18 protein-coding genes are annotated in these 20231 nt (G+C 62.4%); 6 read left to right on the plus strand and 12 right to left on the minus strand.

Features of this window, described 5'->3' with window-relative positions; genetic code table 11:
* Positions 1-2: 2 nt before the first annotated feature.
* Complete coding sequence (locus J3P73_RS08205; protein WP_130771290.1) at positions 3-791, minus strand: SDR family oxidoreductase; 789 nt, start codon at positions 789-791, stop codon at positions 3-5.
* 252 nt (positions 792-1043) lie between these two features.
* Between J3P73_RS08205 and J3P73_RS08210 the strand changes: the two genes are divergently transcribed.
* Together J3P73_RS08210 and J3P73_RS08215 are read left to right on the plus strand one after the other, a co-directional pair.
* Positions 1044-2708: an electron transfer flavoprotein-ubiquinone oxidoreductase gene (locus J3P73_RS08210; protein WP_130686192.1), complete on the plus strand. Its 1665-nt coding sequence runs from the start codon at positions 1044-1046 to the stop codon at positions 2706-2708.
* Between the two features lie 137 nt (positions 2709-2845).
* Complete coding sequence (locus tag J3P73_RS08215; protein WP_164567912.1) at positions 2846-3460, plus strand: L,D-transpeptidase; 615 nt, start codon at positions 2846-2848, stop codon at positions 3458-3460.
* A 98-nt stretch (positions 3461-3558) separates the two neighbouring features.
* Here J3P73_RS08215 and J3P73_RS08220 read toward each other — a convergent pair whose 3' ends face one another.
* On the minus strand, positions 3559-4464 hold the full coding sequence (locus J3P73_RS08220; RefSeq protein ID WP_018070993.1) for a DMT family transporter: 906 nt from the start codon (positions 4462-4464) through the stop codon (positions 3559-3561).
* Positions 4465-4561: 97 nt separating this feature from the next.
* On the opposite strand from J3P73_RS08220, the gene J3P73_RS08225 reads away from it, so the two are divergent.
* Positions 4562-5083 carry an Lrp/AsnC family transcriptional regulator gene (locus J3P73_RS08225; RefSeq protein WP_018070994.1) on the plus strand — a complete coding sequence of 174 codons (522 nt, stop codon included), beginning with the start codon at positions 4562-4564 and terminating at the stop codon, positions 5081-5083.
* Positions 5084-5107: 24 nt separating this feature from the next.
* Here J3P73_RS08225 and mgtE read toward each other — a convergent pair whose 3' ends face one another.
* Together mgtE and J3P73_RS08235 are read right to left on the minus strand one after the other, a co-directional pair.
* Positions 5108-6481 carry a magnesium transporter gene (gene mgtE, locus J3P73_RS08230; RefSeq protein ID WP_018070995.1) on the minus strand — a complete coding sequence of 458 codons (1374 nt, stop codon included), beginning with the start codon at positions 6479-6481 and terminating at the stop codon, positions 5108-5110.
* Between the two features lie 316 nt (positions 6482-6797).
* The gene (locus J3P73_RS08235; protein ID WP_018070996.1) at positions 6798-7811 is read right to left on the minus strand and encodes a zinc-binding alcohol dehydrogenase family protein; all 1014 of its coding nucleotides are present in this window, start codon (positions 7809-7811) and stop codon (positions 6798-6800) included.
* Between the two features lie 103 nt (positions 7812-7914).
* On the opposite strand from J3P73_RS08235, the gene J3P73_RS08240 reads away from it, so the two are divergent.
* Positions 7915-8319 (plus strand): winged helix-turn-helix transcriptional regulator, encoded by a 405-nt coding sequence (locus J3P73_RS08240; RefSeq protein ID WP_207579864.1) that lies wholly within the window; start codon positions 7915-7917, stop codon positions 8317-8319.
* Here J3P73_RS08240 and J3P73_RS08245 read toward each other — a convergent pair.
* A complete protein-coding gene (locus J3P73_RS08245) occupies positions 8278-9522 on the minus strand; it encodes an MFS transporter (protein ID WP_018070998.1) in 1245 nt (414 codons plus the stop codon). The two genes, J3P73_RS08240 and J3P73_RS08245, sit on opposite strands and share 42 nt — an antisense overlap.
* Positions 9523-9822: 300 nt before the next feature.
* Between J3P73_RS08245 and J3P73_RS08250 the strand changes: the two genes are divergently transcribed.
* On the plus strand, positions 9823-10767 hold the full coding sequence (locus J3P73_RS08250) for a diacylglycerol/lipid kinase family protein (RefSeq protein WP_018070999.1): 945 nt from the start codon (positions 9823-9825) through the stop codon (positions 10765-10767).
* An 18-nt stretch (positions 10768-10785) separates the two neighbouring features.
* On the opposite strand, the gene J3P73_RS08255 is transcribed toward J3P73_RS08250, so the two are convergent.
* Positions 10786-12138, minus strand: a complete 1353-nt coding sequence (locus J3P73_RS08255; protein WP_032995735.1) for a glutamine synthetase family protein — start codon at positions 12136-12138, stop codon at positions 10786-10788.
* 83 nt (positions 12139-12221) lie between these two features.
* Here J3P73_RS08255 and J3P73_RS08260 point away from each other — a divergent pair, with 83 nt between their 5' ends.
* The gene (locus J3P73_RS08260) at positions 12222-13589 is read left to right on the plus strand and encodes an aspartate aminotransferase family protein (protein ID WP_207579865.1); all 1368 of its coding nucleotides are present in this window, start codon (positions 12222-12224) and stop codon (positions 13587-13589) included.
* A 70-nt stretch (positions 13590-13659) separates the two neighbouring features.
* Here the strand turns inward: J3P73_RS08260 and J3P73_RS08265 are convergent, their stop codons facing one another.
* From J3P73_RS08265 to J3P73_RS08290, 6 genes are all read right to left on the minus strand, one after another.
* Entirely contained in the window at positions 13660-13962 is a 303-nt protein-coding gene (locus J3P73_RS08265; protein WP_029768329.1) for a type II toxin-antitoxin system RelE/ParE family toxin, read from the minus strand.
* Between the two features lie 4 nt (positions 13963-13966).
* Positions 13967-14218: a ribbon-helix-helix domain-containing protein gene (locus J3P73_RS08270; RefSeq protein WP_018071003.1), complete on the minus strand. Its 252-nt coding sequence runs from the start codon at positions 14216-14218 to the stop codon at positions 13967-13969.
* A 237-nt stretch (positions 14219-14455) separates the two neighbouring features.
* The gene (locus J3P73_RS08275; protein WP_018071004.1) at positions 14456-15943 is read right to left on the minus strand and encodes an ArnT family glycosyltransferase; all 1488 of its coding nucleotides are present in this window, start codon (positions 15941-15943) and stop codon (positions 14456-14458) included.
* Position 15944: 1 nt separating this feature from the next.
* A complete protein-coding gene (locus tag J3P73_RS08280; protein ID WP_018071005.1) occupies positions 15945-17444 on the minus strand; it encodes an ArnT family glycosyltransferase in 1500 nt (499 codons plus the stop codon).
* Positions 17445-17456: 12 nt separating this feature from the next.
* The gene (locus J3P73_RS08285; protein ID WP_024323743.1) at positions 17457-18473 is read right to left on the minus strand and encodes a glycosyltransferase family 2 protein; all 1017 of its coding nucleotides are present in this window, start codon (positions 18471-18473) and stop codon (positions 17457-17459) included.
* Between the two features lie 138 nt (positions 18474-18611).
* Entirely contained in the window at positions 18612-20105 is a 1494-nt protein-coding gene (locus tag J3P73_RS08290) for an ArnT family glycosyltransferase (protein ID WP_075225976.1), read from the minus strand.
* Positions 20106-20231 lie beyond the last annotated feature (126 nt).

Raw genomic sequence — 20231 nt, forward strand, 5'->3', positions numbered from 1 at the left:
GGTCAGACGGACCGCGCCGCGCCGCCGTCGCAACGGATGAGCGAGCCGGTGATATAACTTGCCGGTTGGCTGCATAGGAAGGCAGCCGTTGCGGCAAATTCCTCGACCTTGCCATAGCGGCCGACCGGAATGCGCGCCTCCTTGTCGGTACGGATCTCCTCGAGGCTCTTGCCGGTCCGCTTTGCCGCAGCGCCGTCGAGATCGTCGAGCCGCGCCGTCAGGATGCTGCCGGGCAAGAGCAGGTTGGTGGTGACGCCGAAGCCCGCCACTTCGGAGGCAAGCGTCTTGCTCCAGCCGGCAAGGGCCGGGCGCAGCGTATTCGACAGCGCCAGGTTGGCGATCGGTTCGATCACGCCGGATGAGGCAACCGTGAGGATGCGGCCCCAGCCCTGCGCCTTCATGCCGGGCAGCAGCGCATTGGTGAGCGTGATCACCCGCGCGACCATGGAGAGGAAATAGCTTTCGAGCTTTTCGCCCGTCATGTCCTCAGTCGTGCCGGGCGTTGGTCCGCCGGTATTGTTGACGAGGATATCGAGCCCGCCGAACCTCTCCTTCACCGCCGTCGTCGTCATCTCGACGAAGCGTTCGTCCCCGAGATCGGCCCAGATCCAGTCGGCCCGGCCGTTGCCTTCACCATTGATCGCCTTGCAATTGGCCTCCAGCTGTTCGCCGCTGCGCCCGCAGAGCAGCACGTTTGCGCCCTCCCGCGCCAGCGCCACGGCGATGCCGAGGCCGAGGCCGCGCGAGGAGGCGAGGACGAGTGCCCGTTTGCCCTTGATGCCGAGATCCATGATTGTCCTCCGATAGCTTTGAGCGATGTATAAGGCGCAAGCGGCGGAAAAGGAAAGGGGATGTGACCGGTTCGGCAGCGTTTGATAATTGACGTTGACGTAAGCGTTATGTAATTCTGCCGCACGAGGCGTCATCATTGTGCGAATTGGAAGATTGGCTGTCGTATCCCGGCTCGACAATGCTTTCTCGTTTTGACAAGAAAGTGCCATGACGGGGATGACGGCCGCGTGCCGCCAAGCGGAGACGAGTGAATGACCGAGACGACTGAGCTGCCAGAACGCGAGAGCATGGAATTCGACGTGGTGATCGTCGGCGCCGGTCCTGCCGGCCTTGCGGCGGCGATCCGGTTGAAGCAGGTCAATCCGGAGCTCTCCGTCGTCGTGCTGGAGAAGGGCGCGGAAGTCGGCGCGCATATCCTCTCTGGCGCCGTCGTCGATCCGATCGGCATTGATCGGCTGCTGCCCGGCTGGCGCGACGAGGCCGATCATCCGTTTAAGACCAAAGTCACCGCCGATCACTTCCTGCTGCTCGGTCCGGCCGGCTCTGTTCGCCTGCCCAATGTGCTGATGCCGCCCCTGATGAACAACCACGGCAACTACATCGTCTCGCTTGGGCTCGTCTGTCGCTGGCTGGCGACCAAGGCCGAAGAACTCGGCGTCGAGATCTATCCGGGCTTTGCCGCAACCGAAGTGCTCTACAATGACGAAGGCGCCGTCATCGGTGTCGCCACCGGCGACATGGGCATCGAGAAGAACGGCGAGCCCGGCCCGAACTATACCCGCGGCATGGAACTGCTCGGCAAGTACGTGCTGATCGGCGAGGGCGTGCGCGGCTCGCTCGCCAAGCAGCTGATCGCCAAGTTTGACCTTTCGAAGGATCGTGAACCGCAGAAATTCGGCATCGGCATCAAGGAGCTCTGGCAGGTCAAGCCCGAGAACCACAGGCCGGGCCTGGTGCAGCACTCCTTCGGCTGGCCGCTCGGCATGAAGACCGGCGGCGGCTCCTTCCTCTATCACCTGGAAGACAATCTGGTGGCCGTCGGCTTCGTTGTCCACCTCAATTACAAGAACCCCTATCTCTATCCCTTCGAGGAATTCCAGCGCTTCAAGACGCATCCGGCGATCCGCACCACTTTCGAGGGCGGCAAGCGGCTGTCCTATGGGGCGCGTGCCATCACCGAGGGCGGCTACCAGTCGGTGCCGAAGCTTTCCTTCCCCGGCGGCGCGCTGATCGGCTGTTCGGCCGGTCTCGTCAACGTGCCGCGCATCAAGGGCAGCCACAATGCGGTGCTGTCGGGCATGCTGGCGGCCGAGAAGATCGCCGAGGCGATTACCGCCGGCCGCAGCCATGACGACGTGATCGAGATCGAGAATGAATGGCGCAAGGGCGACATCGGCCGCGACCTGAAGCGTGTGCGCAACGTCAAGCCGCTGTGGTCGAAGTTCGGTACCGCGCTCGGCGTGGCGCTCGGCGGGCTCGACATGTGGACGAACCAGCTCCTCGGTTTCTCCTTCTTCGGCACGCTGAAGCACGGCAAGACCGATGCTGAGAGCCTGGAGCCGGCCTCGCAGCACAAGCCGATCGCCTATCCGAAACCCGATGGCGTCTTGACCTTCGATCGCCTGTCCTCGGTGTTCCTGTCGAACACCAATCACGAGGAAGACCAGCCGGTGCATCTGCAGGTCAAGGACATGGCGCTGCAGAAGAGTTCGGAACACGACATCTATGCCGGCCCGTCGACGCGCTACTGTCCGGCCGGCGTTTATGAATGGGTTGAGAAGGACGGCAAGGACGTCTTCGTCATCAACGCCCAGAACTGCGTGCACTGCAAGACCTGCGACATCAAGGACCCCAACCAGAACATCAACTGGGTGCCGCCGCAGGGCGGCGAGGGGCCGGTCTACCCGAATATGTGAGGCGGATTTATCGTCGCGGCCGACAATTTCCACGCGCTGACGACTTCGTGATCGCCTCCTGCTGGAGGCTGTTAGCCGTTCGTTAACCATAATTTCCTTAGCTTGCGACATCGTGTTGACGCACTAAGGACACATTCATGACGATCTCGCGCCGGGGCTTCCTGATCGCTCTCCCGCTTTTCGTGGCCGGCTGCTCTTCGACCGGCCTGAACAGCCAGACGAATTACGCCGCACTTCCGGATGAAAAATTCCCGTTGAGGCAGGTGCCGATCGACAAGATCAAGCCGGAGCTCCGCCGCCAGGAGGTGGCCTACGAAACCACGCATCCTGCCGGCACCGTGGTCGTCGACACGCCTGCGCGTCGCGCCTATTACGTCCTCGGTGATAACAGGGCGATGCGTTATGGCGTCGGTGTCGGCCGCGAGGGGCTGGCATTTGCTGGTAACGCCTATATCGGCCGCAAGGCCGAGTGGCCAAAATGGACGCCGACGGAAAACATGCAGCGCCGCGAAGAGCGCTATCGCAAGCTTGCCGGCGGCATGCCGGGCGGCCCGAACAACCCACTCGGTGCGCGGGCGATGTATCTCTATCGCGGCGGCAACGACACGCATTTTCGCATTCATGGCACCAACCAGCCTCAATCGATCGGTCTTGCCATGTCGAGCGGCTGTGTCCGCATGATGAACCACGATGTGATCGACCTCTATAGCCGCGTCGAAGTCGGCGCCAGGGTCGTCGTCATCCAGGCCTGACGTGTCCGTTCCAAGCTCGGTAACGACGCCCTCTCCATTGAAAAAGCCGCCGCAGCGATGGCTGCAGGCGGCTTTCGATCTGCTGTTGCTGTTGGATTTCAGCGGCGTGGCGTGGCGATACCCGTTGACAGCGCCACGCCGATGCCGGTGATCACGGCGGCGCTGATTTCCGTCATGCCGATTGCTTCGCCAAGCAACAAGCCGCCGCCAAGCGTAGCGAGAACCGGCGTCAGCGCCGTGAAGGCGGCAGCCTGTGTTCCGCCGAGTGTTCTGACGGCGGTGCCGTAGGCGACCATGGCGACGAGGCCGGAAAGAACGCCCTGGCTTAGCACCTGCAGGCCGATCTCCGGGAGAGTAGCCTCTGGCAGCGAGATGCCGAAGGTGAGGGCAAGCGCGCCCATGATCAGGAAAGACCAGACGGCGATCAGGGCGCTTGCCTGTACGGCGGTCAGACCGGAGCGGCGGAAGGCATGCGTATAGCTTGCCCAGAGAATGGCGCCGGCCGGCAGCAGCACGAAGCTCGTCCATGGCAGCGAGGCGTCTGCAAGGCTGCGCGTGAGCAGGATCAGCACGCCGGCAACGATTGCGATAAGCCCGGCGATGCGTGTGCCGTCAGGTCTTTCGCGAAACAGCGCAATCCCGATCAGCGCCGCGGCGAGCGGCATCGAGCCGCCGAGCAGAATCCCCGAAGAGGCCGCCGGCGTGGAATGGATTGCCAGCGTGGTCAGCAGGAAGAAGACGGCGCCCGAACCGAACACCATGATCGCCAGAAGGTGAAGCGGCAGGCCCTTCGGCAGCAGTCCCGTCTTCAGCCAGACAGGCGAAAGCACCAGCGCCGGAATTCCGAAGCGGATCAGCCCGATATCGATCGAGCCGAGGGGCGTTGCGGCGCTGTGGCGGGTGACAAGAAACCATGTCGCCCAAATCAGCACGGTAATAGTGCCGCCGGCATAACCCAGTACCTGCGACGGCGACTTGTCGTTCGTGAAAGCAATGGTGGTCATCGTTTTAATCCTTTCCTCCGTCCGGAGCCTGTCCGGTTGAGGAAAAGATTAGCGCCAGAGGCCAAGGCATGTCCTTGCTATCTCTAGCTCAAAAAGCATGCTATGCGCAATCTTCTGCCAATTGATGCCGATGGGGATCGCGAAAATGCCAAATCTCGATAAATTTGATATCGCCATACTGAAGTGCCTGCAGGAGGATGCGCGGGCTACCAATGTCGAGATTGCCGAGAAGGTGAATCTTTCGCCGTCGCCCTGCCTGCGCCGCATCCGCAATCTCGAACGGTCCGGGATCATCCGCGGTTACACGGCGGATATCGACCGCAAGGAGGTCGGTCTCGGCCTGACCGTCTTCGTCGAATTCAAGGTCGTCCAGCACAGCCGCGAAAATTCCGAGGCGCAGCAGAAGGCGTTGCTCGCCATCCCCGAGATCGTCTCCTGCTTCCTGATTTCAGGCACGGCCGATTTCCTCGCCGAAGTGGTGGTGGAGGATCTCGCCGCCTACGAACGGCTTCTGACGGAAACGCTATTGACCCTGCCGAATGTCAGCGACATCCGCTCGAACTTCGCCATCCGCAGCATGAAGACGCATGGGCCGTTGAAGTTGCCCGAGGGAAAATAATTCCCCTCGGGGCTTGCTTGCGGGTTAGAGCAGCGTCCCGCTGAGGATGAGCAGCGCCACCGAGAAGTAGATGACGAGCCCGGTGACATCGACCAGCGTGGCGACGAAGGGGGCTGATGCGCTGGCCGGATCGAGCCGGAGCTTCTGCAGCACGAAGGGCAGCATCGAACCGCAGATCGAGCCGAAGGTGACGATCCCGATCAGGGCGGCAAACACCGTGACGGCGACCATCTGCCAGTGCGGGCCGTAATCGTAGAGCCCGGCCGACTGCCAGAAGACGATGCGGATGAAGCCGACCAGGCCGAGGATCGCGCCGAGCACGACGCCGGTCGGCAGTTCGCGCAAGAGCACTTTCCACCAGTCCGAAAGCTTCAGCTCGCCGAGCGCCAGCGCCCGGATGATCAGCGAGGTCGCCTGCGAACCGGAATTGCCGCCCGAGCTCATGATCAACGGGATGAACAGTGTCAGCACCACGGCCTTTTCCAGCTCGCCTTCGAAATGCTGCATGGCGCTTGCCGTCAGCATCTCGCCGAGGAACAGCGCAGCGAGCCAGCCGGCGCGCTTGCGGATCATGCCGGCAAAGCTGATCTTCATGTAGGGCTGGCCGAGCGCCTCCATGCCGCCGAACCTCTGGGCCGCTTCCGTCGTGTCTGCAATCATCGTGTCGATCACGTCATCGACGGTGACGATGCCGAGCATCTGGCCATGTTCGTCGGTGACGGGCAGGGCGAGCAGGTCGTGCTTGCGGATCAGCCGGGCGACATCCTCCTGCTTCATCAGCGGATCCGCCGAAACCGGCGCGCCCTTCTGTGCCACAGAGAGGATCGAAGCGTCCGGCTCGCCGGTGATGAGGCGACGCAGCGTCACCACATGCAGCAGCGCATGGCTGACCTCGTCGAGCACATAGATGGCGTAGACGGTCTCGCGCGAGCGTTCGACCTGGCGTACATGGTCGAGTGTGCGGGCGACGCTCCAGCTGTCAGGCACGCTGACGAATTCCGTCGTCATGATGCCGCCGGCCGTGCGCGGCGGATATCCCATCAGATGCTGGATCGCGATGCGCACCGGCTCGTCGAGGCTGGAGAACAGCCGGGCGCGGGTCTCGCCGTCGAGTTCGAGCAGCACGTCGGCGACGCGGTCGTTGGACATGCCGTGCAGCAGCCGTGCGGCGTCCTCGGCGCCCATTAGCGCCAGGATCTGTGCGGCGTTGCGAAGCTCCGGCCGGTCGAGAATGTTGACGGCATAGTCCAGCGCCATGCCGGACAAGATACGCCCGGCGTCTTGGACGCTCAGCGCGTTCAACGATTCGACGCGTTCGGCGATCGTTGCGCCGCGGCTGTTGTTGATAAAGGCACGGGCGGCATGGCCTGCCCGAAGGGGGAAGCGATTGATATTCATTTGAGGCTCGCCTTTCCGTCGATCCGCCGTAGCGTCCGATCGGGCGAGCCGACAGGAGTCGGTCAGCGCACGAGGGCCGCGTACGGCAAAGGCAATCGACTGCTACTGTCGCTTGGCATCGTTATGATGGCTCCGTTAAAATCCGTGGCTGACGAGTGTCGTCCACGTGTGATGCTAGGTGGTCCCGAACGCGAAAAAAGTCAAGCGGGGTAAATGCTTAACGCCATAATGCCGCACCCTGCGATGCGGCATTATGGACGGGTATGGTCTATGTGAGCTTGCGGGTCCGAAAACACCGGCCCTCCTGGCCACAATCTCAGAATCCTGCAAGCACCGCCTTGCCCTTCATCCTGCCGCTTTCGACCATGGCATGCGCTGTCTTGAGATTCACCGCATTGATCGGCCCGACGATCTCTGAAAGCGTCGTGCGGATCTTTCCGCCGTCGACGAGCTCGGAAATCTTGTTCAGCAGCTTGTGCTGCTCGATCATGTCGGGCGTGCCGTAGAGCGGGCGGGTGAACATCAGTTCCCAATGAACGGAGACGGCCTTGCGCTTGAAGGGCACGATGTCGAGCGTCTTCGGATCGTCGATCAATGCGAAGCGGCCCTGTGGCGCGATCGCTTCGACGATCTCGCCGATATGGCTGTCGGTATTGGTGGTCGAGAATATGAATCCCGGCGCGCCGAGGCCGAGCGCTGCCACCTGCGGCGCGATCGGTTGGGAATGGTTGACGACGTGATGCGCGCCGAGTTCCTTCACCCAGTCCTGCGTTTCCGGTCGCGAGGCCGTGGCGATCACCGTCAGGTCGGTCAATGCCCGGGTGATCTGAATGGCGATCGAGCCGACGCCGCCAGCGCCGCCGATGATCAGGATGGAGCGTGCCGCTCCCGAAACCGCGTCCTGCACCTTCAGCCGGTCGAACAGCGCTTCGTAGGCCGTGATCGAAGTGAGCGGCAGGGCGGCCGCGGCCGCGAAGTCGAGGCTCTTCGGCTTGGCGCCGACGATGCGCTCGTCGACGAGATGGAATTCGGCATTGCTGCCCGGGCGGCTGATGACGCCGGAATAGAATACCTCGTCGCCGGGCCTGAACAGAGTGACATCGGCGCCGACGGCCTTGACGATGCCGGCGGCATCCCAGCCGAGCACCTTGAGTTCGTCTGCGGGCGGCGCGGAATGGGCGCGCACCTTCACGTCGACGGGATTGACCGAAATGGCTTTGATCTCGACGAGCAGATCGTGGCCTCTTGCCTCCGGCGTCGGCAGCTCGACATCGATCAGCGAGGTCTCGGCGGAAATCGGCTGGGGCGTTTTATAGGCGACGGCGCGCATGGGAAACTCCTGTGTTCGTTGCACGGAAGCTAGATGCGCACTATGGTCTGACAACGCAAGAATGCACAAATTCTGTACGTAGTACCCAAAAGGATACTGTAAAATGTCATTGCCGCGCGCCAAGCTCGTCAAGAATTTCCCCGGCTGCCCGGTCGAAGCGACGCTGACTTACCTCGACGGGAAGTGGAAGGGCGTCATCCTCTTTCATCTGATGCAAGGAACGCTGCGCTTCAATGAATTGCGGCGTAAGCTGCCGGCCGTGACCCAACGCATGCTGACCAAGCAACTGCGTGAACTGGAAGAATCCGGTCTGGTATCACGCACCGTCTATCCGGTCGTGCCGCTAAGGGTCGAATATGCAATGACGCCGCTCGGCTTGACGCTGAAGCCTGTCATCCAGGCGTTGGCCGCCTGGGGTGACGATTATGTCTTCTGCAGCCCGGAAGGCCGCGAGCTGCGCCTGGCCTCAGACGGCCTGCGCGCTCCGGTCGCGGCGCTCGAGGCGTAGCGAGGCTGCAAAGACGAAAAGGCCGAGAAAGGATAGCGCTGCACCGACGTAGCCGGTCGCCGCAAAACCGTAGCCCCCGGCGATGACGAGGCCGCCGAGCCAGGCGCCGATCGCATTGGCGATGTTGAAGGCGGAATGGTTGGAAGCGGCAGCAAGCGTCTGCGCATCGGCGGCGACATCCATCAGCCGCGTCTGCAGCGCCGGGCCGGCGGCAAAACCGCAGCCGACGAGGAAAACGGAAAGCCCCAGCATATAGGGATTGGCGGCGGTCAGCGAGAAGGTGGTCAGCACGACGATATTATAGATGAGCGACCCGCCGATCGTGCCGAGCAGCGATTTGTCGGCGAGCCACGAGCCGATGAAATTGCCCGCATTCATGCCGACACCGAAGAGGACCAGCATGATCGGGACGGCTGTTTCCGGCAGCATCGCCACCTCAGTCGTCGTCGAGGCGATATAGCTGAACATCGCGAACATGCCGCCGTAACCGACGGCGGCGATGCTGAGCGTCAGCCACACCTGCGGCCGGCGGAAGGCGCCGAGTTCACGCAGGAAGCCAGCTTCCTCGGAAACCCTGTCCTTCGGAACGTAAAACCAGATCAGCGCCACCGTCAGCAGGCCGAGCACGCCAACCGAGAAAAACGCCACCTGCCAGTCGAGCGACTGGCCGAAGAATGTCGTCAACGGCGTGCCGAGAAGTGTCGCAACGGTCAGGCCGAGCATGACACGGCCGACGGCACGGGCGCGGCGATGCACCGGCACCATCGAGGCGGCGACAAGGGCCGCGACGCCGAAATAAGCGCCATGCGGCAGGCCGCTGACGAAGCGCAGCAGCGTGAAGCTTTCGAAGGTCGGCGCCATGGCGCTTGATATATTGCCGGCGGCAAAGATCAGCATCAGCATCAAAAGCAGCGTGCGGCGCGCCATCTTCGCGGCGAGCACGGCAATCACCGGTGCGCCGACGACGACGCCGAGCGCATAGGCGCTGATGACGTAACCGGCCTGCGGCGTGGTGACCGAGAAGGTTTCGGCGACATTGGGCAGCAGCCCCATGATCGCGAATTCGCCGGTGCCGATGCCGAAGCCGCCGCAGGCGAGCGCCAGCTGAACCAGCGCCACGGTCATTGCCGATGGCAGCTTTTCATCCTGGCTATCAATGGAGTTCCGGCTATCGACCGAAATATTGGCGGCAATCTCACTCACGAGAGCTCCTCGAGGCGGTTTCTGCTTGGCAATGGCCCCTGGCGCAGGCGCGGCCGCGAGCCGATCGGTGGAAATGGCGGGAGGTGGAGACGATGTCTCCGATACGCCATCTATCCGTGACCTCTCGGCTGCCGTCGAGTGCATTTTTTGCAGTGCAGCGTCCTGCTATGTGCATACGTCTATTGCAATTTTTGCATTTCTGCCCTTTCTCCGGAAAGATGGCTGCGCTTGAAATCGCCGATACTGCAACCATCTCAAGGGCAAGGCAGGAGCATTTCCGCGCCACAGACGGGAGCTCTCATGAAGCTTGTAGGCTTTTTCAATCGCGACGGCGGTACCTTCAAGACCACCGATATGCTGGCCTACGAAAAGAGGGCGGAGGCGGCTTTCCGCGAAGCGGGGCACGATTTCGACGCCATCGTCTTCTCCGGAAAGGAAATCATCCCCGCCATGGAGCGGGCGGCCAAGCGCGATGATATCGACGGCATCGTCGCCGGCGGCGGCGACGGCACGATTTCGGCGGCGGCATCGATCGCCTGGAAAAACGGCATTGCGCTCGGCGTCGTGCCTGCCGGTACGATGAACCTCTTTGCCCGCTCGCTGCGTGTGCCGCTCGATATCTGGCAGGCGCTTGATGTGCTTGCCTCCGGCGAGGTCGACAATGTCGATATCGCCAGCGCCAACGGCCGGCCCTTCATCCACCAGTTTTCCGCCGGCCTGCATGCCCGCATGGTGCGCTACCGCAACGCCTACAGCTATCGTTCCCGGCTGGGCAAGATCCGGGCAAGCACGAAGGCGGCATTGGGCGTCGTGTTCAATCCGCCGGAATTCGAGGTCGAGTTCGAGGCGGCCGGCATGCGCGAGCGCCGCAGGGTGTCGGCGATATCAGTCTCCAACAATCCCTTCGGTGAGAATGCGCTGCTCTACGCCGATAATTTGACAAGCGGCGAACTCGGCTTCTATACGGCAAATCCGCTGAAGCCTCTCGGCGTCGCCCGTCTCGCCATCGACATGCTGCGCGGCAAGGTCCGCGAGAATGCCGATGTCATGGTGATGCACCCGGCCGAGGTGCACCTGCATTTCCCCAAACTGCGCTCCAAAGCCAATTGCGTCATGGACGGCGAGTTGCTGCCGCTCCAACGCGATGTCTCGATCCGGCTGCATCCGGGCGAATTGAAGGTTCTCGTCAAGCAGGGTCTCGCCGCGCAGGTGGACGCCAGCGAACGTCGCGAGCCCGCCGCGTAAGTCGGCCGCCGCGTAATTTCAGAGCCGCGGCAGATAGGTGCGGTAGTCGAAATCAGAAACCGTGCGCAGATGCGCAAGCGCTTCCTTGCGCTTGGTGTCGCCGTAGAGCGCCTGATAACGTGCGCCGACGATATCGGCGATGAAGGGCGAGGTGCGGAAGGTCTCGACGGCGCTGAGGAAATCATGCGTCAGTCGGGTCGTATTCGCAGGTATGTGCGAGGGCGTCGTCTCTTCGCCGGGGTCGAGTTCGCCGTCGAGGCCGGCGAGCATGCCGCCGAGGATCGCCGCCAGCAGCAGATAGGGATTGGCGTCGGCGCCGGCGACGCGATGTTCGATGCGTGCGGCCGGACCATCCTTGTCGGGGATGCGGATCGCCGTGCCGCGATGGCCGCTGCCCCAGGTCAGATCGACAGGCGCAAACGAGCCCGGCTGGAAGCGGCGGTAGGAATTGGCGAAGGGGGCGAAGATCAGCTGCGCCGCGCGCATGGTATCGAGCAGGCCTGATGTCACCGATTTGAGCAGCTTCGGCTCGCCGCCCTTGGCATCGAGGATGTTGCGGCCTTGCCCGTCGATGATGCTCGCATGCACATGCAGGCCGGAGCCGGCATGTTCGGAATAGGGCTTGGCCATGCAGGTCGATTTCAACCCGTGCCGGCGCGCCGCCTGTTCGGCGATGCGCTTGAGATAGAGGCAATCGTCGGCGGCAGCCAGCGCGTCCGCGCGGTGCAGCAGGTTGACCTCGAACTGGCCCGGACCGAACTCCGCCGTTGTCGCATCCGCAGGCAGGTCCTGCGCCTTCGCATAGGCCCTCAGCGTCTGCAAATAGCCATCGAGCGCGTCGACGGCGCTCATGTCGTAGAGCTGGAAACCGTTCGGCTCGCCGCGATAGGTGAGGCTTTCGGGCGGGCAAGGTCGTCCGGTCTCGCGCCAGTCTCCCGACATCACGTAGAATTCCAGCTCGGTGGCGACGACGGGCGTCAGCCCGCGCGCCGCATAGCGCTCGACCACCGAAGCGAGGATGGCGCGTGGATCCATGAAGCTCGGGCTGCCGTCGAATTCATGCATGGTGGCGAGCACCTGCATCGAGCCCTCAGGCGCCCAGGGCATCGGCGCCAGGCTACGCCGGTCGGGGACGACCTTGCCGTCGGGATCGCCGATCGTCAGCGACAGGCCGGTGAGATCGTCATTATCGTCGCCCCAGATGTCGAGCGACTGCGTCGACGTTGGCAGGCGGATGTCACCGGCCCAGACCTTGTCTTCGGCGCTGGGCGGAAGCTGCTTGCCGCGCAGGTCGCCGTTCATGCCGACGATCAGGATCTCGAAGCGCGGATCGCCGCCGTCGGCCTTGCCGTCCATCCTGTCGCTCGCCATGACCTTGAAAATCCTCCGGGACAAGGCCAAGCTCCTATCTCATCGACATCAGCCTTTCAATCCGCGAGGGTCTTTTACCAGTCATGCCCGATACTTACCCACCCTCGAATCTTGCCGCGATCGACGCTGCGCACCACCTGCATCCCTTCGCCGACATGAAGAAGCTGAATGCCGAGGGCGCGCGTATCATCCAGCGCGGCGAGGGCGTCTACATCTTCGACAATCACGGCAGGAAATATCTCGATGGCTTCGCCGGCCTCTGGTGCGTCAATATTGGCTATGGCCGCCGGGAGATCGCCGACGCCGCCACCAGGCAGATGAATGAGCTGCCCTACTACAACACCTTCTTCGGCACGACCTCGACGCCAGCGACACTGCTTGCGGAAAAGGTCACTTCCCATGCCGGGGAGCGGTTCAACCACATCTTCTTCACCGGCTCCGGCTCAGAGGCGAACGACACCTGGTTCCGCATGGCGCGCGTCTATTGGAGCGCCATCGGCAAGCCGTCGAAGAAGATCGTCATATCGAGGAAGAACGGCTATCACGGTTCGACCGTCGCCGGCGCCAGCCTCGGCGGCATGAAATTCATGCATGAGCAGGGCGACCTGCCGATCCCGGGCATCGTCCATATCGGCCAGCCCTATTGGTACGGCGAGGGCGGCGATCTCTCACCCGCCGAATTCGGTCTTAAGGTTGCCCGCGAGCTCGAAGTGAAGATCGACGAACTCGGGGAGGAGAATGTCGCTGCCTTCGTTGCCGAGCCGGTGCAGGGCGCTGCCGGCGTCATCATCCCGCCCGAGACCTACTGGCCGGAGATCGACCGCATCTGCAAGGCGCGCAATATCCTGCTGGTGACCGACGAGGTGATCTGCGGTTTCGGCCGGCTGGGCGCCTGGTTCGGCCATCAGTATTTCGGCGTCGAGCCCGATCTGGCGCCGATCGCCAAGGGGCTTTCCTCCGGCTACCTGCCGATCGGCGGCGTGCTCGTCAGCGACCGCATCGCCGATGTGCTGATCAACGATGTCGGCGACTTCAACCACGGCTTCACCTATTCCGGCCACCCGGTCTGCGCTGCCGCCGCACTGGAAAATCTGCGCATCATCGAGGAGGAAAGACTGGTCGAACGTGTGCGCGACGATATCGGTCCCTATTTCGGCAGGGCCTGGGCAGCGCTCGCCGAACATGATCTGGTCGGCGAGGCCGATAGCATCGGCCTTATGGGCGGCCTGCAGCTTGCCGCCGAGAAGAGCACGCGCACCCGTTATGCCAAGCCCGATGAGGTCGGTGCGCTGGTGCGCAACCACGCGCTGGCGAACGGCCTCGTGCTGCGCGCCACCGGCGACCGCATGCTCGCCTCGCCGCCGCTCGTCATCAGCCACGCCGAGGTGGACGAGATGGCGAGGATTACCAGGCTGGCGCTGGATTTGGCCTGGAAGGAGCTGAAATCCTGATTGCGCTCTGCCCGGCTCGTCGAGCCAGCCATAGGGAAAGCCGCTATCAGTCTAGCGAAAGCCTTCGGGCCTAGAGTTCAAAATCCTGCGGCTTGATATCTTCGGCACCGTGTTTCACGCGCAGGACCACGATGCGGTCGTGATAGGAGCGGTAATAGATGCAGCGGTTCCGATAGGGCAGGCCGCGCAGGCCTTCCGCAATGTGGTCGCGGGGAGATCCGGTGAAGTCCACTTCGGCGATCCAGGCGATCTTCGCGGTCAGATCGGCCATGAATTCCTGCGCGTAGTGGGGGCTGCTCTCGGCGATATAGCGCCGAATATTCCGCAGATCCTCAATGGCGGATGGAGCGATAATCAGGCGTTTCGGTTTGATGGCCCTAGCTTTCGTTCATGACGTCTTTGAGGAGATCCGCGCCGGTAGCGTATTCCTTGCCGAGGCCGGCTTCGATCTCGGCGTCCGCCGCCTGAATGTCCCTACGCAGCGCCTGTATTTTCAGCTCGTGGTCGGCGAGCATACGGATGCCTGCCCGCACGGCCTCGGTTTCGGTGCCGAACCGGCCATTGCGGACAAGATCCGATAGGATCCCGTCATAGGTATCGCCAAGGGAAAAGGTTTTTGCCCGTGCCATGTAAATTTACTCCCTGCTCTGATTATGTGACAAATACAATACTTTTACAATACTCAATCAAGATGGATAGGCCAACGAACCGATGGCCCAGTCGTCTCCAAGCATAGTAGAGCAACCCGCAATCGCGTGCTGGCCTCGCCGTAGTTGGCCATCAGCGACACTGAAGTGATTGAAATAGCAAGTATCACGAAACTGGCGTTGGATTTGGCCTGGAAGGAACTGAAATCCTGATGCCGCTCAGCCCGGCTGGTTGACCCAGGCATAGCCGAAACGATAGCGGTCGTCGCCGCGCCCATAGAAATAAGGCACGTCGATCACCGACGCCTGCGGTGCGGACGCGCCGAGATTGGCCTGCAGCCATTCAGCCATATCAGGCGGAAGCGCTTCGCTTCCCCCCTTCTGCGGGAGGAGCCACACCAGGAGAAGTGGCCGCCGACTGGAGAGATCCGGGTTGAAGCCGGGATAATCCACCGAGAGGACCGGCACGCCGGGAATATCCTGCCTGAGATTACCGGCGAGCAGGCTGTCCCCGGCAAGGATCGCCGCCGGTTCGGCCTGTTTGCGCAGGATGTCCAGCATGCCGGCATAAGGCCTGTTCAGCCGTTCGTAATGGCCGGTGAAGCGTGCGGCCGCGACACTGCCGTAAAGGGTGGCCGGCACGCCGATCATGATGACGGCGACGATGGGTATGAAACGCCGGAACGCCCTGTCTGTCGCGACGCCTGCGGCCTCGATCTTCAGGCAGAAATAGAGCGGCAGGATGAAGAGCATTGGCACCAGCCAGCGATCCTTGATGCCGGCTGCACCGCCGAAGACGATCAGAAGCAGAATGCCGGCCAGGAAGACGAGCATCATCCGCTCGAGCAGCCGCGTCCATTGCGAACCGGCAGCCAGTGCCGGACGAAGGCTCCTGCCGAAGACGACCGCGAACACCGCCACGGTCAATCCGGCAAAGCTGATGATGGCGAGAGCCAGCGAACTGACGCCCATGGCGACCTGTGTGAGGTAGCTCGCATGGCCGCTCGCGGTCATCTTCTCCAGGGTGCGTGCGGTGGCGAAATCGAGATTGTCCTTCAGCCAGAAGAGATGCGGCAGGATGATGATGAGCGCCACTGCCGCCGTTAGCACCAGCCGCCAGTCGAAGATCCGCGGCCGCAGGCGCGCATCCGAAAGCGCGGCAATCAGGGCTGCCGCCGGCAGGATCGCAAAATTATATTTGGCAAGCAGGCCGAAACCGATGCCGATGCCGGCGATGAGATAGGAGCCCAGGCTCGGCTGCTTCAGGGTGCGAATGAAGCCGTAGAAGAAGATGCTGGCCGAGAAGAACACCGCGACCGTGTGCGTCAGGTCGCGTTGCATCTCGAAAGCCATCTGAGGGATGGTCAGCAGCCCGAATGTGGCGATCGCCACCAGCGCCTTGTCGCGCAGCACGAGTCGCGCGGTCAGGCCATACAGCACGTAAGAGATGAAGAGCAGAAGGTTCTTCACGATAGAAAGGGCGGTAAGCGAGACGCCGGCAAACTGGAAGACGGTGTATTGCAGCCAATTGTAGAAGGGCGGCTGCGGGCCGTAGCCGGCGGCAAGCCATTGCGAGCGGAAGGCCTGTTCGGCCTCGTCGAGATCGAGCGAATGCGAGGTTGCGAGCCGCACGCCGACCTGAAGCACGAAATAGGCGGCCAGCAGAACGAAAATCCAACTGATGTCACGACGGTTGGTCTCGGTCATTCTATCTGGTCTCCGGCCGAACCCAGGCGTAGCCGAGCGCGAAATTATCGCCTTGGCGGCCGAAATAATAGGGAAGCGAGAGCGAGCCGATCTCCTGCAGCGCGATGCCGGCCGCCGTCAGCGCTGATGAGAACCGCTCCGGCATGACCGCATCCGCAGCCGTCGCCGTCTTCTTGCCGCGCCAGACGATCAGCACCGGCCCCTTGGCCTCGGCATAGGCCGGAATGCCGGGTGTCGGAAAATCCGGGATCACGACGGGCACATCGGGAAATTGCAACCGCATGTTTCCGCCGATATAGGTGTCGGAGGCGATCACCAGCGCCGGTTGCGCCTGTCGCGTCATCTCGCGCGAAAAACCGGCCATCGGTACATTCGGCCTGCTGTAGGCGCCAATCAGCCCGGCGCCGACGACACGAAAGCCGAGTGCGATCAGCACGCAGGCCATCAGCACCGGCGCGACCTGCCGGAGGCGGCGCAGCCCGGCGGAAAGGTCGAGCCCGGCCGCCTGCATTTTCGCCAGGAAATAGATCGGCAGCACCAGCAGGAACGGGTCCAGCCAGCGCTCGCGAACCGTGGTGGAGCCGGTGAACAACACGATCAGAACGATGCCGGCGAGGCTTGCGAGCATCATCCGCTCCATCATCCCAGTCCAGCGATTGCCCGCCGAAAGCGCCCGGACAAAATCCCGGCGGAAGGTGGCGGCGAAGATCACGACCGGCAGCGCTGCAAAGGCGATGATGGCGACGAGAAAGGCGAGAAGGCCTTTGCCGATCCGCACGGCGCCGGCCGGTTCACTGCCGGCAGCCATCTTGACCAGAGTGTCGGAAGAGGCGAATCCGAGATTGCCCTGCAGCCAGATCGCGTGCGGCAGGACGATGACGAGCGCGACAGTGATCGCGGCCAGCATGCGCCAGTCGCACGCCCTGCGCCGCCATTCGGCATCGGGCAGGATGGCGATCAAGGAGACGACAGGCATCAGCGCGAAATTATATTTCGAGATCAGCCCGATGCCGGTCGCAAGCCCGAGCAGGAGATAGCTCGCCATGTCAGGCCGGTCGAGGGTGCGGAAGAAGCCGTAGAGAAACAGCGAGCTGGCAAAGAGCAGCGCCGTCGTGTGGGTCAGGTCCTGCTGGGCCATGTAGGAGACCTGGGGCAGGGTGATCAGCGCCAGCATGCCGACGGCGGCAGGCGCCTCGTCCTTCAGCGCGCGTCGCCCGGCAAGGCCGTAGAAGAGATAGGATAGGAACAGCAGGATGTTCTTCGGAACGATCAGCGCGCCGATCGACATGCCCGTCACCGAAACGACGGCATATTGCATCCAGTTGTAGAAGGGCGGCTGCGGGCCGTAGCCCGCCAGCAGATATTGCGAGAAGAAAGACTGCTCGGCTTCATCGAGCTCCAGCGAATGCGGAAGCGCGATGCGCAGCGCGATGTTGAGCACGAAATAGGCCGCAAGCAGCAGGCCCGCGGTTCTGATCGTACTCGTCGCGCGCTCCAGCATCGTGCTGCCGGCTTAGGCTTGGCTTTGATCGTCGAAGATCTGCCGCACGATGTAGTTCGGAGAGGCGTCGTCGCGGTAATAGGTGCGCGCAATCATTTCCGCCAGGATGCCGGTGGTGATCATCTGCACCGACGACAGCAGCAGCACGACGCCGACCATCAGCATTGGGCGCGTGCCGATATCGTTGCCCAAGATGAACTTGTCGAAGCTGAGATAGAGCAGGATCAGCATGGCGAGCGCGCCGAGGCCGAGGCCGAGCGAACCGAAGAAATGCCCCGGCCGCGCCTTGTAGCGCATGAAGAACATCACCGACAGCAGATCGAGGATGACGCGGAAGGTGCGCGAAATACCGTATTTCGAAACACCGTGCTCGCGGGCATGGTGGGTGACGGCCATCTCGCCGATGCGCGAGCTCGGCACGACACCGGCGACCCAGGCCGGGATGAAGCGGTGCATTTCGCCCATCAACTTCACCTGCTTGATGATCGAAGCACGGTAGATCTTCAGGCTGCAGCCGTAATCATGCAGCTTGACGCCGGTGATGCGGCCAATCAGGTAGTTGGCGCACCAGGAGGGGATTTTGCGCAAGAGCAGACCGTCCTTGCGGTTCTTGCGCCAGCCGACCAAGAGGTCGAGTTCACGCCGTTCCAGCTCGGAGACCATCGAAGGAATGTCCTTCGGGTCGTTCTGCAAGTCGCCGTCCATCGTCGCGATCAGACGGCCCCGGGCGGTGTCGATGCCGGCCTGCATGGCGGCAGTCTGGCCAAAGTTGCGCTGGAGTTCGACGATCCTGAGCGCCAGCCCCTCAAGACCGACGTACTTGCGGGCGTTGACCAGCGTCGCATCAGTGCTGCCGTCATCGACAAGGATCAGCTCCCAGCGATGGGGGTAGGCGGCCATCGCAGCCACGACACGCTCGATAAGCGGGCCGACGCTTTCCTCTTCGTTGAAAATGGGCACGACCAGCGACAGCTCGAGCGATTGTACCGGGTCATTCGTACCGCGAATGGGCTCTACCGTTGTCTGCAACTTTCATCTCCAAAAGGCCGGACGGCCGAGCAAGCTTTACTGCTGTCGCCGCACTTGCGGAAGGCTACTACATGAAGTGTCCGCCCGTTGCCAGCGGGCAATGCCGGTTTCCCCGCAATCGGCTGGGCAGACCGGGCGCTATTTCGCGCCGCCCTCCACCCAGGAGTAACCAATGGAGAAGCTACGTTTGCCGTCACCGAAGAGATAGGGCAGCGTCAGCGTGTTCAACTCCTGCAGATGAATGCCCGATTTGACGAGATCGTTGGCGAAGCTGGGGGAAATTGTTGGGTCATCTGCAGTCTCGCCGCGCCAGATGACGAGCACGGGCCCCTTCGCGGCCGCATATTCGGGAACCCCAGGACCCGGGAAGAACGGTATCACGACGGGAACATCGGGAAACTCCAGCCTCAGATTGCCGGCCACGAACTTGGTTCCCGCGACGATGAGAACCGGCCTGCGGGTCGCTGTCAATTCAGCCACGTAGCCGGAAAAGGGTACGTTCGTTCTCGTATAAGTGCCGATGTATTGAATGCCGACGATCCGGAAGAGAAGGATCGACAGGATGACGATCATGAAGACCGGCACCACGGGCCGGAAGCGGGCAAGACCGGCGGAAAGATCAAGACCAGCAGTTTCCAGTTTCAGGAACAGATAGATCGGCAGGACGAGCAGACACGGGTCGAGCCAGCGCTCGTGGATGTCGCTCGCGCCGGCGAAGAGGACCACGCCGACGAATGCGATCAGGCTGATTATCATCATTCGCTCGATCACCCGGACCATCGGGTTGGAAGAGGAGAGCGCGCGAAAGAAGTCGCGCCGGAAGGCGGCTGCGACGACAACGACCGGCAATGCCACGAAGCCGAGGACGGCGATGACGAGAGACAGCAAGCCTTGCCCGATGCGGGGAAGGCCGGCGGGAGCCAGGTCTTCGGCGGTCATCCGCTCGAGTGTCGGCGCAGAGGCGCTGGCGAGATTGTCAGGCAGCCAGAGCGCATGCGGCAGCACGATCAGAATGGCGAGTGCGATCGCCGGCAGCAAACGCCAGTCGATGAGACGGCTGCGCCATTCCCGGTCCGGCAGCACGGCGATGAGGGCGGCCGCCGGCAGGATGGCGAAATTGTATTTCGAGATGAGCCCGATGCCGGTGGCGATGCCGATGATGAGGTAGCTCCCGATCGTCGGCTGGCGCAGCGTGCGGAAAAAACCGAAGAGGAAGAGCGAGGTCGCAAACAGCAGGGCGACGGTATGGGTCAATTCGCGCTGCGCCATCAGGCCGACCTGCGGCAGAGTAATCAGGCTGAGCATGGCGACGGCAGCGAGCGAACGGCTCTTCAGCACCTCGCGGGCAGCAAGCCCGTAGAAAAGATAGCAGCCGAAGAGAATGATGTTCTTGGGCACCGAGAGCACCCACATCGATATGCCGGTCACCGAAACGATGGCATATTGGATCCAGTTGTAGAAGGGCGGCTGCGGGCCGTAGCCGGCAAGCAGGTATTGCGAGTAGAAGGATTGCTCCGCCTCGTCGAGATCGAGCGTATGCGGCAAGGCGATGCGCAGCGCGATGTTCAGCAGGAAATAGCCTGCCAGAAAAATGCTTGCGCTCGTAACGCTTCTGGTAATCCGCTCCAACATCGATCTCCACGTCAAGCCGGCAAGGCGCCATCATTTACCGGTCGGCCGCTCAGATCGTCGGCGTGGAAGCGTTTTCACCGCCATCGCCATCACTCCGCCGTTGTGCGCAACCTTCATTTCTCTTAA

The organism is Rhizobium ruizarguesonis (genome assembly GCF_017357285.1).
In the GTDB taxonomy this organism is placed as follows: Bacteria; Pseudomonadota; Alphaproteobacteria; order Rhizobiales; family Rhizobiaceae; genus Rhizobium; species Rhizobium ruizarguesonis.

Bases quoted from the DNA above. Each gene is read 5' to 3' on its own strand.
- J3P73_RS08205 (WP_130771290.1), bottom strand. From the start codon at position 791: ATGGATCTCGGCATCAAGGGCAAACGGGCACTCGTCCTCGCCTCCTCG.
- J3P73_RS08210 (WP_130686192.1), top strand. From the start codon at position 1,044: ATGACCGAGACGACTGAGCTGCCAGAACGCGAGAGCATGGAATTCGAC.
- J3P73_RS08215 (WP_164567912.1), top strand. From the start codon at position 2,846: ATGACGATCTCGCGCCGGGGCTTCCTGATCGCTCTCCCGCTTTTCGTG.
- J3P73_RS08220 (WP_018070993.1), bottom strand. From the start codon at position 4,464: ATGACCACCATTGCTTTCACGAACGACAAGTCGCCGTCGCAGGTACTG.
- J3P73_RS08225 (WP_018070994.1), top strand. From the start codon at position 4,562: ATGCTATGCGCAATCTTCTGCCAATTGATGCCGATGGGGATCGCGAAA.
- mgtE (WP_018070995.1), bottom strand. From the start codon at position 6,481: ATGAATATCAATCGCTTCCCCCTTCGGGCAGGCCATGCCGCCCGTGCC.
- J3P73_RS08235 (WP_018070996.1), bottom strand. From the start codon at position 7,811: ATGCGCGCCGTCGCCTATAAAACGCCCCAGCCGATTTCCGCCGAGACC.
- J3P73_RS08240 (WP_207579864.1), top strand. From the start codon at position 7,915: ATGTCATTGCCGCGCGCCAAGCTCGTCAAGAATTTCCCCGGCTGCCCG.
- J3P73_RS08250 (WP_018070999.1), top strand. From the start codon at position 9,823: ATGAAGCTTGTAGGCTTTTTCAATCGCGACGGCGGTACCTTCAAGACC.
- J3P73_RS08255 (WP_032995735.1), bottom strand. From the start codon at position 12,138: ATGGCGAGCGACAGGATGGACGGCAAGGCCGACGGCGGCGATCCGCGC.
- J3P73_RS08260 (WP_207579865.1), top strand. From the start codon at position 12,222: ATGCCCGATACTTACCCACCCTCGAATCTTGCCGCGATCGACGCTGCG.
- J3P73_RS08270 (WP_018071003.1), bottom strand. From the start codon at position 14,218: ATGGCACGGGCAAAAACCTTTTCCCTTGGCGATACCTATGACGGGATC.
- J3P73_RS08275 (WP_018071004.1), bottom strand. From the start codon at position 15,943: ATGACCGAGACCAACCGTCGTGACATCAGTTGGATTTTCGTTCTGCTG.
- J3P73_RS08280 (WP_018071005.1), bottom strand. From the start codon at position 17,444: ATGCTGGAGCGCGCGACGAGTACGATCAGAACCGCGGGCCTGCTGCTT.
- J3P73_RS08290 (WP_075225976.1), bottom strand. From the start codon at position 20,105: ATGTTGGAGCGGATTACCAGAAGCGTTACGAGCGCAAGCATTTTTCTG.